The sequence below is a fragment of the Dactylosporangium sp. NPDC049140 genome (assembly GCF_040648435.1).
In genome coordinates this window covers 174,512-187,331 of sequence record NZ_JBEZDS010000004.1, presented here as the reverse complement: position 1 = coordinate 187,331, position 12,820 = coordinate 174,512, and the positions used below count along the sequence as shown (strand labels likewise).

15 protein-coding genes are annotated in these 12,820 nt (G+C 75.1%); 9 read left to right on the top strand and 6 right to left on the bottom strand.

The genetic code is table 11. The annotated features are described in order from the left end of the window. Positions 1–106 precede the first annotated feature (106 nt). From AB0B76_RS09750 to AB0B76_RS09725, 6 genes are all read left to right on the top strand, one after another. Complete coding sequence (locus AB0B76_RS09750; RefSeq protein ID WP_360372242.1) at positions 107–310, top strand: heavy-metal-associated domain-containing protein; 204 nt, start codon at positions 107–109, stop codon at positions 308–310. 2 nt (positions 311–312) lie between these two features. Continuing rightward, positions 313–1,134: a hypothetical protein gene (locus tag AB0B76_RS09745; RefSeq protein WP_360372239.1), complete on the top strand. Its 822-nt coding sequence runs from the start codon at positions 313–315 to the stop codon at positions 1,132–1,134. Then, complete coding sequence (locus AB0B76_RS09740) at positions 1,131–3,278, top strand: heavy metal translocating P-type ATPase (protein ID WP_360372236.1); 2,148 nt, start codon at positions 1,131–1,133, stop codon at positions 3,276–3,278. The genes AB0B76_RS09745 and AB0B76_RS09740 overlap by 4 nt, the downstream gene beginning before the upstream one ends. 37 nt (positions 3,279–3,315) lie before the next feature. Continuing rightward, entirely contained in the window at positions 3,316–4,494 is a 1,179-nt protein-coding gene (locus AB0B76_RS09735) for a DNA polymerase III subunit beta (protein WP_360372233.1), read from the top strand. 79 nt (positions 4,495–4,573) lie between these two features. Next, on the top strand, positions 4,574–4,786 hold the full coding sequence (locus AB0B76_RS09730; protein ID WP_360372230.1) for a hypothetical protein: 213 nt from the start codon (positions 4,574–4,576) through the stop codon (positions 4,784–4,786). A 28-nt stretch (positions 4,787–4,814) separates the two neighbouring features. Then, positions 4,815–5,918, top strand: a complete 1,104-nt coding sequence (locus tag AB0B76_RS09725) for a hypothetical protein (RefSeq protein ID WP_360372227.1) — start codon at positions 4,815–4,817, stop codon at positions 5,916–5,918. Here AB0B76_RS09725 and AB0B76_RS09720 read toward each other — a convergent pair. Further along, complete coding sequence (locus AB0B76_RS09720) at positions 5,903–7,138, bottom strand: MFS transporter (protein WP_360372224.1); 1,236 nt, start codon at positions 7,136–7,138, stop codon at positions 5,903–5,905. The genes AB0B76_RS09725 and AB0B76_RS09720 overlap by 16 nt on opposite strands. Positions 7,139–7,180: 42 nt before the next feature. Here AB0B76_RS09720 and AB0B76_RS09715 point away from each other — a divergent pair, with 42 nt between their 5' ends. Continuing rightward, positions 7,181–8,305 (top strand): ROK family transcriptional regulator, encoded by a 1,125-nt coding sequence (locus tag AB0B76_RS09715; RefSeq protein ID WP_360372221.1) that lies wholly within the window; start codon positions 7,181–7,183, stop codon positions 8,303–8,305. On the opposite strand, the gene AB0B76_RS09710 is transcribed toward AB0B76_RS09715, so the two are convergent. Together AB0B76_RS09710 and AB0B76_RS09705 are read right to left on the bottom strand one after the other, a co-directional pair. After that, the gene (locus AB0B76_RS09710; RefSeq protein ID WP_360372218.1) at positions 8,279–8,608 is read right to left on the bottom strand and encodes an STAS domain-containing protein; all 330 of its coding nucleotides are present in this window, start codon (positions 8,606–8,608) and stop codon (positions 8,279–8,281) included. The two genes, AB0B76_RS09715 and AB0B76_RS09710, sit on opposite strands and share 27 nt — an antisense overlap. A gap of 104 nt (positions 8,609–8,712) precedes the next feature. Continuing rightward, positions 8,713–9,168: an ATP-binding protein gene (locus AB0B76_RS09705; RefSeq protein ID WP_360372215.1), complete on the bottom strand. Its 456-nt coding sequence runs from the start codon at positions 9,166–9,168 to the stop codon at positions 8,713–8,715. Positions 9,169–9,285: 117 nt separating this feature from the next. Here AB0B76_RS09705 and AB0B76_RS09700 point away from each other — a divergent pair, with 117 nt between their 5' ends. Continuing rightward, on the top strand, positions 9,286–9,828 hold the full coding sequence (locus AB0B76_RS09700; protein ID WP_360372213.1) for a hypothetical protein: 543 nt from the start codon (positions 9,286–9,288) through the stop codon (positions 9,826–9,828). Between the two features lie 11 nt (positions 9,829–9,839). Here the strand turns inward: AB0B76_RS09700 and AB0B76_RS09695 are convergent, their stop codons facing one another. Next, on the bottom strand, positions 9,840–10,220 hold the full coding sequence (locus tag AB0B76_RS09695) for a hypothetical protein (protein ID WP_360372210.1): 381 nt from the start codon (positions 10,218–10,220) through the stop codon (positions 9,840–9,842). Between the two features lie 26 nt (positions 10,221–10,246). Here AB0B76_RS09695 and AB0B76_RS09690 point away from each other — a divergent pair, with 26 nt between their 5' ends. Beyond that, a complete protein-coding gene (locus tag AB0B76_RS09690) occupies positions 10,247–10,849 on the top strand; it encodes a YciI family protein (RefSeq protein WP_360372207.1) in 603 nt (200 codons plus the stop codon). A gap of 250 nt (positions 10,850–11,099) precedes the next feature. Here the strand turns inward: AB0B76_RS09690 and AB0B76_RS09685 are convergent, their stop codons facing one another. Then, positions 11,100–11,981 carry a fructosamine kinase family protein gene (locus tag AB0B76_RS09685; protein ID WP_360372204.1) on the bottom strand — a complete coding sequence of 294 codons (882 nt, stop codon included), beginning with the start codon at positions 11,979–11,981 and terminating at the stop codon, positions 11,100–11,102. 19 nt (positions 11,982–12,000) lie between these two features. After that, on the bottom strand, positions 12,001–12,786 hold the full coding sequence (locus AB0B76_RS09680) for a GNAT family N-acetyltransferase (RefSeq protein WP_360372201.1): 786 nt from the start codon (positions 12,784–12,786) through the stop codon (positions 12,001–12,003). Positions 12,787–12,820 lie beyond the last annotated feature (34 nt).

Sequence of the window (12,820 nt, the reverse complement as noted above, 5' to 3'; positions counted from 1 at the left end):
GCCGTACGCGTGACGTACGTCGCTTGACGCGGATACCCCCCTGGGGTTTATCGTGGCGTAGCCTTGAAGGTACCCCCAGGGGGTAACAATGACGAGGGAGCGCCCGATGCAGACGACCTACACCGTGACCGGTATGACCTGCTCGCACTGCGTGCAGGCGGTGACCGAGGAGCTGCGGCACCTCGACGGCGTCTCCGCCGTGGCGATCGACCTGCCGACCGGCGCCGTGACCGTGACCAGCGCCGGCCCGCTCGACCCGGCGGCGGTACGTGACGCCGTCGACGAGGCCGGCTACGCGGTGGCGGCCTGAGCATGCCCACCCTGAGTGCGCCGGCACGGCTCGGCGCGTACGCCGCCGGGCTGGCGGGCGTCTTCGCGGTCGCCCTCGGCGCCGGTCACCTGGCCGGGCCCGTGGCGCCCCCGCCCGCCCCGGCGCACGCGGACATGGGCGAGCATCTCCCGGCCGGGCTGCAGATCAGCGCGGCGGGGTACTCGCTGGTGCCGCTGGATTTCGGCGACGAGCTCCGGTTCCGCATCGACGGCCCCGACGGCCGGCCCGTCACCGCGTACACCACCGCGCACGGCAAGGAGCTGCACCTCATCGTAGTCCGCCGCGACCTGGGCGGCTTCCAGCACCTGCACCCGGTCCGCGACGCGAGCGGGGTGTGGAGCGCTCCGGTGCGGGTCACCGGCGCCGGGCCGTACCGGGCGTTCGCCGACTTCGTGCCGGCCGGCCGCGCCGAGGGCCTCACGCTCGGCGCCGACATCGACGCGCCCGGCGACTACCGGCCGGCCCCGCTGCCGGCGCCCGCCCGGACCGCGAGCGTCGACGGGTACACGGTCACGCTCAAGGGCGACCTGCGCGCCGGGGCCGCCTCCCCGCTCGCCCTGCGCGTCGAGCGCGCCGGGGTGCCGGTGAGCGACCTGGAGCCGTACCTGGGCGCCTACGGCCACCTGGTCGCGCTGCGCTCCGGCGACCTCGCCTACCTGCACGTCCACCCGGAGACGGGCCCGGCCGGCCCCGAGGTCCGGTTCACCGCGGAGGTGCCCTCGGCCGGGCGGTACCGGCTCTACCTGGACTTCCAGCACGGCGGGTCCGTGCACACCGCCGAGTTCACCGCGGAGGCGACATGAGCGCGGTACACGACATCGAGCTGTCCATCGGCGGCATGACCTGCGCCTCCTGCGCCACCCGGATCGAGAAGAAGCTCAACCGCCTGGACGGGGTCGTCGCGTCCGTCAACTACGCGACCGAGACGGCGAGCGTGCGGTACCCGGACCCGCTGACGCCGGCCGACCTCGTGGCGACCGTGGAGAAGACCGGATACACGGCGGCGGCGGTCGTCGAAACCCCGGACCCGACGGACGACCTGCGCACCCGCCTGCTCGTCACCGCCGTGCTCGCCGTGCCCGTGATCCTGCTGGCGATGGTGCCCGCGTGGCAGTTCACCTACTGGCAGTGGGCCTCCCTGACGCTCGCCGCGCCCGTCGTCGTCTACGGCGGCTGGCCGTTCCACCGGGCCGCGTTCGTCAACCTGCGGCACGCGGCCGCCACCATGGACACCCTGGTCTCCGTCGGTACCCTGGCCGCGTTCGGCTGGTCGCTGTGGGCGCTCTTCCTCGGCTCGGCCGGCGAGCCCGGCATGACGCACCCGTTCACGTTCGCGATCGAACGCACCGACGGCAGCGGCGACATCTACCTCGAGGCCGCCGCCGGCGTGACCCTGTTCCTGCTGGCCGGGCGCTACTTCGAGGCCCGCGCCAAGCGCCGTGCCGGGTCCGCGCTGCGCATGGTGCTCGAGCTCGGGGCCAAGGACGCGGCGGTGCTGCGCGACGGTGCCGAGCACCGGGTGCCCGCCGGGCAGCTGCGGGTCGGCGACCGGTTCGTGGTCCGGCCCGGCGAGAAGATCGCCACCGACGGCGTCGTCGAGGAGGGCAGCTCCGCGGTCGACGCGAGCCTGCTCACCGGCGAGTCCGTGCCGGTCGAGGTCGGCCCCGGGGACGCCGTCACCGGCGCGACCGTCAACGCCGGCGGCCGGCTCGTCGTGCGCGCCACCCGCATCGGCGCCGACACCCAGCTCGCCCGCATGGCCGAGCTGGTCCGCAAGGCGCAGAGCGGCAAGGCCGCCGTCCAGCGCCTCGCCGACCGCATCTCCGGCGTGTTCGTCCCGGTCGTGATCGCCCTCGCCGTGGCCACGCTCGGCTTCCGGCTGGGCACCGGCGGCGGTACCACGGCCGCGTTCACCGCCGCCGTCGCCGTGCTCATCATCGCCTGCCCGTGCGCCCTGGGCCTGGCCACGCCGACCGCGCTGCTCGTCGGCACCGGCCGCGGCGCCCAGCTCGGCGTGCTCATCAAGGGCCCCGAGATCCTGGAGCAGACCCGGCGGGTCGACACGATCGTGCTGGACAAGACCGGCACCGTCACCACCGGCCGCCTCACGCTGCTGGCCGTCGAGCCCCGCCCGGGCGAGGACGCGGCCGAGGTGCTGCGGCTGGCCGGCGCCGTGGAGCACGCGTCGGAGCACCCGGTCGCGCGGGCGGTGGCCCGGGCCGCGGCCGATGCGTCGGTACTGCCGGAGGTCACCGGGTTCCGCAACGCCCCCGGCCTCGGGGTCCAGGGGACCGTCGAGGGCCGCACCGTCCTCGTGGGCCGCGCCGGGCTGCTGCGTTCCCACGGCCTCGACGCCGACGCCGACGGCATCCTCGTCGCGTGGGACGGCGCCGTGCGGGGCTCGCTGCGGGTCGCCGACGCCGTGAAGCCGACGAGCGCGGAGGCGGTACGCCGGCTGCGGTCCCTCGGCCTTACCCCCGTCCTGCTCACCGGCGACTCGCCCGAGGTGGCCCGGTCCGTCGCCGCCGAGGTCGGCATCGACGAGGTCATCGCCGGGGTGCTGCCGGAGGGCAAGGTCGCCGCGGTACGCGACCTGCAGGCCCGCGGGCGCGTCGTGGCCATGGCCGGCGACGGGGTCAACGACGCCGCCGCCCTCGCCCAGGCCGATCTCGGGCTCGCGATGGGCACGGGCGCCGACGCGGCGATCGAGGCGGCGGACCTGACCCTGGTACGCCCGGACCTGCTCGCCGCCGTCGACGCCATCCGCCTCGCGCGGGCGACCCTGGCGACCATTCGCGGCAACCTCTTCTGGGCGTTCGCGTACAACGTCGTGGGCCTGCCGGTCGCCGCGCTCGGCCTGCTCAACCCCATGCTGGCGGGCGCGGCGATGGCCCTGTCGTCGGTCTTCGTGGTGGCCAACTCGCTGCGCCTGCGGGCCTTCCGGTAGCCGATTTTTTGTCGTACCCCGTCGCTAAGGTGCGGGCATGAGCTTCCTTGACGTGACCGTCGCGGCCCGGGCCCTCGCCGACGCCGCCGCCTTGGCCGTGCGGCTGCTCACGGCCCGCTCGCCGCAGCCGGTCCACGCCGCGGTCCTGCTCGACGGCGGGGAGGCCGGGCTGACGCTGACGGCCACCGACGGCTCGCTGACCGTGCGCCTCGACGTTGCCGCAACCGTGCACACGCCGGGCCGCGCGCTGGTCTCCCGGCGCGGCCTGGCCGACACGGTGGGCGGGCTGCCGTCGCCCGAGGCCCGGCTGGCGGTGGAGGGCGCCCGGCTGGCGGTGACGGTGCCCGGCGCCCGTTTCGCGCTGCCGATCCTCGCCGAAGCCGGGTCCCCGGCCGGCGCCGGGTCCCCAGCGGGCGCCTTGTCACCGCCGTCCGGGCCCACCTCGCGGGTCGCCGATGCCTGGTTCCCGGCCGCGTCGCTGCCGCCCGAGGCGGTTCGCGTCGACGGGCCGTCGCTGCGGGCCGCGGCGGCCGCCGTCGCCGGGGCCGCCTCGCGCGAGCATGCCCTGCCCATCTTCACCGGCGTGCGGATCCGCGCCACCGGCGAGGCCCTGACCCTGCTCGCCACCGACCGCTACCGCCTCGCCGCCGCCACGGTCCCGGCCGTCGGCGCCCCGTTCGAGGCGCTGGTGCCGGCCGCCCTCCTTGCCCGCATCGCCCCGGTCCTCGGCCGGGCCGAGTCCGTGGGCCTGCACGCGAGCGGCGACCGGTTCGCCCTGTCCTGGCCCGGGGGCTCAGCCGTCACCCCGACCCTGGGCGACGCGTACCCCGACGCCCAGTTCGACCGCCTCCTCGACGTGACCCCCGAGTGCGTGGTGGAGCTCGAGGCCGGCACGCTGGCCGCCGCGGTCGAGCGCGCCGCCGCCTACGCCGGGGAGCACGGCCGCCTGACGCTGCAGACCGTCGAGGGCGCGGTCCTGGTCCGGGCGGCCGACCCGCTGCGCGGCGAGTCGGAGGAGACCGTCAAGGCCGCCCTACGAGCCGGCCGGGCCACGCGCGCCTACCAGGCCCGGCTGCTCGCCGACGCCCTGCACGCCTTCCCGGGCGAGACGGTGACCCTGCACATCCAGCCGGCCCTGCGCGCCACCGAAGTGACCACGCCCGCGTCGGGCCTGCGCTACCTGATCGTGCCGATGCGCCCGGCCGAACCCACCTGAGCCGCCCCGCCCCGAATTACACCGATGTACTTACCGATCTTGCCTTTGTGCAGGTCAGGGGGCGAAGTAGCCTCGCTGCGTGAAGGTCATCGGCGCGATGCAGACGCCCGGCGGCGACTGGCGCGTCGAGGTCGTGCGGCATCCGAGCGGCTCGCGGTGGTACCGGCTGATCCATCGCGACAACACCGTCGACTTTTTGACGATCGGGCGGGTCGCGGAGCTGTTGTCGCAGGCCGGGGTCGACATGGGCGAGCTCACGGAGGTGGACGCCACCTCCGCACGCGCGAGCTGAGGTGGCCACCGGGCGTTACCTTGTGGTGGTGTCCGATCCCCAGTTACCCGGTTTCCTGACGCGCCTTCGCGCGGGGCTGGCCGGCGAGCGGGACACGGTCTACCTGGAGGCCCTGCGCGCGGCCGGGCGGGCGGCGTACGACGAGATCCTCGCCGCCGACACGCTGCGCGAACAGCTGCCGAGCCTCTGGAACGCGCCCCCGGCGGCGACGAGCCAGCTGCTGGCCGCGTGGAACGCGTTCGTGCTGCAGACCCTCGGCGAGACGTTCCTGGACACCGACTACGCGGCGCGGCCGGGCACCGCCGGCTACGTGCCGCCCGTCACCTACGACCAGGCGGCCGCCTGGCTGCACGCGGTCGGCGACTGGGTGTCGCGGGCCCGGCAGGCGCGGGCCAACCCGGAGTACGACATCGCGATGCACACGGTGCTGCCCGCGCCCCTGCCGGCGTGGGCGGAGGTGGCCACGTGCCCGCCCGAGCACCTGACGGCGCTGCAGGCCGCGGTGGCGCCGGTGCGCGAGCACGTCGAGGTGGCCCTGCACGCGCTGGTGAAGACCGGGGTGCCGCCGCAGTACGAGTCCGCCGTCAACCGGCTGCGCCAGGACACCGCGGCGGCGTCGGCGGCCGTTGACTACGCGGCCGGGCTGCGTACCGGGCGCCACCACGCGGGCCTGCACGAGCTCATCGAGCAGAACCTCAAGCGCGCCCTCGAGCTGTGGTTCCGGGTCGGGCAGCTCGCCGCGATGCCCGCGCTGCTGGCCGGGCCGCGGTTCGACGTGTGGTGCATGACCGACCGGGCCACGCTGTCGCGCTGGAAGCAGGACCCGCACGCCCGGCTCGCGCTCGACGAGATGTGGCGCACGGACCCCAACCCGGCCGCGACCCTGGCGATCCAGGCGCAGATCGACACGTGCCTGCAGACGGGCGACCTGTGGTACCACGTGCCGGCGGCCGGCGACACGTGCTACTTCGAGCCGCCGTTCTCGCCGCTGTACGAGGTCCGCCGCCCGGTGCGTATCTACGGCGTCTCGATGCGGGCCGGCACCCAGTTCGCGGTGCGCGGCGGCGCGGCCCGGGGCCTGGTCCTCGGCCCGTTCCGGCCCACCCAGCGGGTCCGCTACCGAGCCGGCTGAAGTACGCCCGCGGGCTCCTCCACGGCCACGCGCCGCTCCAGCCGGAAGCTCACCACCGCCAGCCCGAGCCCGAGCACGCCCAGCCCCACGCCCACCCAGCTCGGCGCGACGTACCCCCAGCCGGCCGCGATGACCAGCCCGCCCAGGGCCGCACCGAGACTGTTGGCGACGTTCATCGCCGACTGGTTGACCGCCGCCCCCATGAGCTGCGCGCCCGGCGCCACCCCGATGAGCCGCGACTGCAGCGCCGGACCGAGGAACAGCCCGGCCGCGCCGATGAGGAAGGCGCCGGCGAACAGCGTGTACCGGTTGTGGGCGAGCACCGCGAACACCGCCATGCTCACGATGAAGACGACGAACCCGATCAGCAGGCTGCGGCGCAGGTTGCGGTCCGAGGCCCAGCCGCCGAGCGCGTTGCCGACCGTCATGCCCAGGCCGACGGCGACGAGCACCCACGGCACCGCGCCCGTCCCGAGCCCGGACACGTGCGTGGTCACCGGCGCGATGTAGCTGTCGATGGCGAAGAACCCGCCGAAGCCCACGGCCGCGGTGACCGCGACGAGCCACACCTGCGGCTTGCGGAACGCCCGCAGCTCGGCGCGCGGCGAGCCGGCCGGGTCGGCGGGCTGGTGCGGCACGGTGAGCGCGACGAAGACCAGGGTCAGGGCGAACATCGCGGCGATCGCGAGGTACGCCGTCCGCCAGCCCGCGGCCTGGCCCAGCCGCGTGATGAGCGGGACGCCGAAGACGTTCGCGGCGGTGAGGCCGCCGAGCACCGCGGCGAAGCCCTTCGCCTGGCTGCCCGGGCCGAGGATGGCCGCCGCGACGAGCCCGGCCGCGCCGAAGTAGGCGCCGTGGGGCAGGGCGGCCACGAACCGCGCGACCAGCACCAGTCCGAAACCAGGAGCAAGAGCCGATGCGACGGTACCGGCGGTGAAGAGCCCCAGCAGCCCGACGACAAGCGTCTTGCGGGGCAGCCGCGCGGTCAGGGCCGCGATCGTGGGCGCGCCGACGACCACGCCCAGCGCGTACGCGGTGATCATCCAGCCCCCGTGCGCCACGGCCCGGGCGGGCGAGTCGGCGTACAACCGCGGCAGGAGGTCCTGGGAGATGTCGGGCAGCAGACCCATGGCCACGAACTCGGTCAGGCCGATGCCGAAGCCGCCCAGGGACAGGGCCGTCAGCGCGGTCCAGCGGCGCACCGCGGTGAGGTCGTCCATGCGCGACAGTTTAGCAACAGTGTTGCGTTATAGACTGTGGTCATGGACACGCCCGGCGCCGGCCTCGGCTACCTGCGCGGCTACAACGACGCGCTCGTCGTCGGCCTCGCCCGCACGACGCCCGAGTTCGACCGCGCCTCGATCGCCGCCGCGACCGGTCTCACCCCGCAGGCGGTGTCGAAGGTGCTGGCCCGGCTGGCCGGCGACGGGCTGATCGAGCCGGCCGGAGTGCGCCGCCGCGGGGTCGGCAAGCCGGCGACCATCTACCGGATCGTGGCCGCGAGCCGGTACGCGATCGGCGCGCACGTCGCCCGAACCCGCGTCCGGCTGGTCCTCACCGACCTGCTCGGCACGGTGGTGGCCGGGGCCCGGGCGCCGCTGCCGGACGACTTCACGCCCGGCGAGCTGCTCGACGCCGTGGACTCCGCACGCACGGAGCTGCTGCGGGACCGGCCCGCCGACCCGGCGCGCATCGCCGGGCTCGGGCTCGGCATGGTCGGGCCGCTCGACCACGCCAACGGGATCGTGCGCGACGCCCACCGGCTCCGGCACTGGCACGACGTGCCGCTGCGGGAGGTCGCGACCCGGCGCCTCGGCCTGCCGGTACACCTGGACAAGGACGTGACCGCGGGCGTGACGGCGGAGGCCTGGCGGCGCGGCCGCGACTTCCGCGACGGGGTCCTCATCATGGTCGAGTCCGGCATCGGGGCCGGCCTGTGGCTGGGCGGGGCCGCCTATCGCGGGGCGCACACGAACGCGGGCGAGTTCGGGCACGCGGTCATGCAGGTCGACGGCCCGCGGTGCGTGTGCGGGCGGCACGGCTGCCTGGAGGTGCTGCACGACGCGGCCGTCGCCGCCGGGGACGTGCCCCGGGCGGCGCGGCTGCTGGCGGTCGGGGTGGTCAACCTGTTGCAGATCACCGACGTCGGGCACGTGGTGCTGGCCGGCGCCGACCTGCTGCGCCACCGCGAGGTCTACGTGGATGCGGTGGCTTCGGCGGTACGTCATGAGGTGCCCCGCGCCGACTGGCTCACGGTGTCGGTGTCCGTGTCGGCGCTGGGCGGCGACGTGATCGCGGCCGGGGCGGCGATGCAGGTGCTCAACGCCGCCTACGGCCTGCCGGTCCGGCCGGCCGGGGGGCTACTGGGCGGCGGCACCGGTGAGTGAGCTGTGGATCGTGAACACCCGGTCGAGGCCCGTGATCTGGAAGATGCGCAGCAGCCGCGCGTGCGGGATGACGAGCTCGACGACGCCGCCGGCCTCCGCGAGGCGCTTGTGCACGCTGATGAGCACGCCGAGCGTCGTGGAGTCGAGGAACCCGACGTCACTGAGGTCGACGATCAGCGTCGTCGCACCGTCGTCGACCACCTTGTGCAGGTAGGCGCGCAGCTCCGGGGCGGTGGCGACATCCAGCTCGCCGCTCGCCGTGACCACGGCGCGCGACCCCTCGACCGTCGAGGTGACCTGCATCGGCGTCCCGCCCCTTCTCCGTACGCCCCATCCTGGGCGTGGCTGCTGTCATGTGTATGTGCACTATCCGTACTTCCGGGCAAAGCATACGTCCGAACGGCGGATTACTCTCGTCCGGACGGGTCCCACTCGAGGTGTTTGCTGAAGCGCACCAGCGTCCCCGTGTCCTGGACGGAGACCACGTCGAGGCGCTCGACCACGGCGGCGAGCACGTGCAGGCCGCGGCCGCTCTCCTTGAGCCCCTGCGGCTCGGCGGCGGGCTCCACGAGCTCGACCGCCGGAACCCGGGCCAGGTCGAACCCGCCCCCGTCGTCGGTGACCTCGATCACGCATTCGCCGCCGTCCACCGACACCTCGATGTGGTAGTCGCTGGCGAGACTGGCGTGGGACACGACGTTTCCGCACGCCTCGGTGAGGGCGAGCCGGATGTCGTCGCGGCACTCCTGGGTCACGCCGGCGCCGGCGAGGGCCCCGTCGAGGGTCCGGCGCGCGTCGCGGACCAGGGCGGCGTCACGGGGCAGTTCGAGCGAGAACTGCAGGCGCATATCGTGCTGCGGCACATCTTCCTCCTTCGTCGCGTCCACGGCGTACCCACCACACGCACACCGAAAACTGCCCGCCGTCCACGCGCTGGCCGGCGCCGGGAAAATGTCGTACCCCTCGGGCAGGATGCGGGTATGCAGATCCGGGTCGTGCACCACGGTCGCCGCACCGCCGCCGCGGCCACCGCCACCGTCGTCGACGTCACCTCGCGCGGCCCGCACCCCTGGGTCAGGTTCAGCCCGTTCTACCCCCACGGCGGCATCCCGGTCCCGTTGAGCCCGGGCGTGACCGGCACCTCCGTCGAAGCGATCTGGCAGGCGCTGAAGGTCTTCGAGTCGACCGGCGTGGACCGCACCCTGCTGCAGGCGACCCGCATGACCGGCCTCAAACGCACCGAGCGCCGCTACGGCCGCGTCCTCGGCCACCGCGCCGGCCTCGACGGCTCCGGCCTGCTGGACTACGAAACCGCCCGGCGGCGCATCTACCTCCCGGCCTACCGCCACGTCCTCGACCACCACCTGTCGGCCGAGCTCGCCCAGCTGCGCCGGCTGGCCACCGCGGGCCCGCTCACCCTGCTCGACTACACCACCAACGACGACGTCGCCGACCTGTCCAAGCCGCTCTCGCACGCCGCCCTGATCCGCCTACACCTGCTCGGCGAGTGGCCCGGCGGGTGACCGGCGCCGGCTCAGTTGGCGTCGTTGGTGCGGGTGCCGGTCCCGTGCGGGCACCGGCCGCTGTTGATGACGGTGCCGGTGATCGCGTCCAGCAGGACGAACGTGTCGTCCTGCACGATGTTCAGCCGGCCCCCGGGGATCGGGGTGCCGGTGCAGAAGCTGGGGAGGGGGACCGTCCGGCCCGCGCTGACCAGGCTCGGCGTCGCGCCCGGGGGCAGCCCGACGGCGAGCGCCAGCGCGAGCATGACCAGGACCCGGACCGCGGGCGTGCGGCGGCCCATGGTCGGCCGGCCCGGGCGCGCCGCGGCCCGGGCGGGGGTGCCGCGCCCGGCCGCGCCCGGATCGTCGTCGAGGTCGATGACGATCGCGGGCTGGGCGGGGCTCCGTTCCATAAACGTCGAGCTTAGCCTTGGAGGCCATGTTCTACTTCGTGTACTGCATCGACCGGCCCGGCTCCGCCGCGCTGCGGGACGAGCTGATCGAGGCGCACTGGGCGTACATGGACGGCTTCGCGGGGCGGCTGCACGCGCGGGGGCCGACGCTGACCGTCGACGGCGAGACCGCCACGGGGAGCCTGCACGTCGTCGACCTGCCCTCGGACGCGGCGGCGCGCGAGTTCGGGGAGCTGGAGCCGAACTGGCGGGCCGGCGTGTACGCGGCGATGGAGGTGTACCGATTCGAGGACCTGCTCGGGCGGTCGATGTGGGACTTCCGGGGGCCGGAGGGGCCGCGGTTTCTCGTGGTGGCGCTGGGGGACGGCGACGCCGGGGGGATCGACCGGGACCAGGACGGGCTCATCGTGCTCGGGCGGCTGCGGGCGGTCGGGGACGGGACGCTGGGCGGGGACAGAGCGCTGGGCGGGGACAGGGCGGCGGGCGAGGACGGGGCGGCGGTCGGGGTCGCGGCGTGCGTGCAGGCGCCGGATGACGTTGCCGCGGGCGCGATGCTTACCGGGTTCGCGGCGCGGGAGGTTTCCGTCCGGCCGTGGCGCTTCGGGGGCCGGCCGGCCGCCACGGAGTAGTGGCCGCGGGACGTCCGTTCACCGGCGGGCGAGGGCCTCTGTTCAGCGCGGCCGAGGGCTGTGCTGACCGACGGGCGTGGGCTTCTGTTCAGCGGCGGCCGCGGGCCTTCCTTTGGGCGGCCGAGGCCTTCTGTTCAGCGGCGGCCGCGGGCCTTCCTTTGGGCGGCCGAGGCCTTCTGCTCAGCGGCGGCCGCGGGGCTTCCCTCAGGCGAAACCGGGGTTTCTCTCTTCTGGACGGCCCGGCGGCTCGCTAGCTGCGGAGCGAGGTCCGGAACGGTGCGGTGATTTCGCGCAGCATGGCCGCGGCGCCCCAGGTGTCGTCGCCGTGGGCGATGGTGCTCAGCAGCTCACGGACGTACAGCAGGCGCATGCGGTCGCGCCAGCCGGGCGGGGGCGGGGCCAGCTCCTCGTAGGCGTCGAAGCACCGCCCCGACTCCGGCGGCCGCGGCGAGCACCACAGCATCGCCAGGTCGTTCTCGGCCCATCCGAAGGATACCGCAGGATCGATGACCGCCGGGGCCCCGTCGGCGGTGGCCAGCACGTTCTCGGTCCACAGGTCGCCGTGGGTCAGCACCGGCGCCGACACCGGGACGAGCTCGGGCAGGGCGGCGCAGCAGCGCTCCACGGCGGCCCGGTCGGCGGGGCTCAGCGCGGCCTCCACCTCCGGCTCGGCCAGCCAGCGCAGCACGCGGCGCTCGGCGAAGAAGCGGTGCCCGTCGACGTCCCAGCCGTTCTCCTGGCGCATCCGGCCCAGGAAGCCGTCGCGGTGCCAGCCGAACCGGCCCGCGGCGGCGTCGCGGGTGGACAGGTGCAGGGCGGCCAGCATCCGGCCGAGGCGCTCCCAGAACGCGTCCGCGGCCGGGCGCGGGAACAGGCGGGCCAGGATCAGCAGGGCGGGCGTGACCGCGTACACGTCGGGCACCGTCGCTCCGCCCAGATCCCGCAGCGCTCGCAGGCCGTCGGCCTCGGTCTCGAACAGGCCGGGCACCGGGTCGGGCAGGGTCTTGGCGAACAGCGACGAGCCGTCCGCGAACCGGACCACGCCCCCGCGCGCGACGACCCCGCCGGTCGTCGCGGTCACGGCCGCGACGGGCATCCCGGCCTCGCGCAACCGCCGCCGGAGCAGATCCATGTGTGCAAATATAGCCTGCTCACTCGAACGAGCGGATGCCGCCGTCGGCCACCGGCTCGTAGCCCAGCCGCGTGTAGATGCGGTTCGACAGCGGGTTGGTCAGGTCGGTGTAGAGCACGCACCGCCGCGCGCCGCCGGCCAGGGCGTGTGCGGAGGCGGCGGCGACGCACGCGGAGGCGTATCCGCGCCCGCGCAGCTCCCGCGGGGTGCACACGGCGCTCAGGCGCACCACCCCGCCGAACGGCACGGTCAGCCACAGGAACGACACCGGCTCGCCGCCGACGCGCCAGAACCAGCACCGGCCCGGCACCGCGAGCCGCTTGTCGACGGCGGCCTCGGCGCCCTCGCCGCCGGTGCCGGCCTCCTGGCCGAACTCGCGCACCCAGGCGACGGCGACGTCGCGATCCGCCGCGGTCACGGGCGACAGCTCGCCGGGCACCCCGCGGGGCGGGACCAGCTCGCCGAGCGCGTACAGGCGGGTGCGCGTCACGACGGTACCGCCGCCGCGAAATGCTTCCACGTCCTCGTCGAGCCCGTCGGCCCGCAGCGGGCCGGCATCGCGCAGGTGCGCGCCGATCGCGGCCGCCCCGGCGGGCGAGCCGGAGGCCACGAACCAGGCGCGGCCGGGCGCCAGGAACGCGACGCCGTGCACGTCGCCGCCGCCGTCGCGGGCCAGCAGCAGCCGGGTCGCCGCCGGCAGCGGCCCACCGGACAGGACGGCGCCCGGCACGGTGTTGCGCACCGGGTCGCGCAGGAGCCAGGGCAGCGCGGGCGCGGCATCGGCCGCGGAGGTGACGGTCAGCACGAGTTGGAAGTGTCGCAGAAAACCCGACGTACCT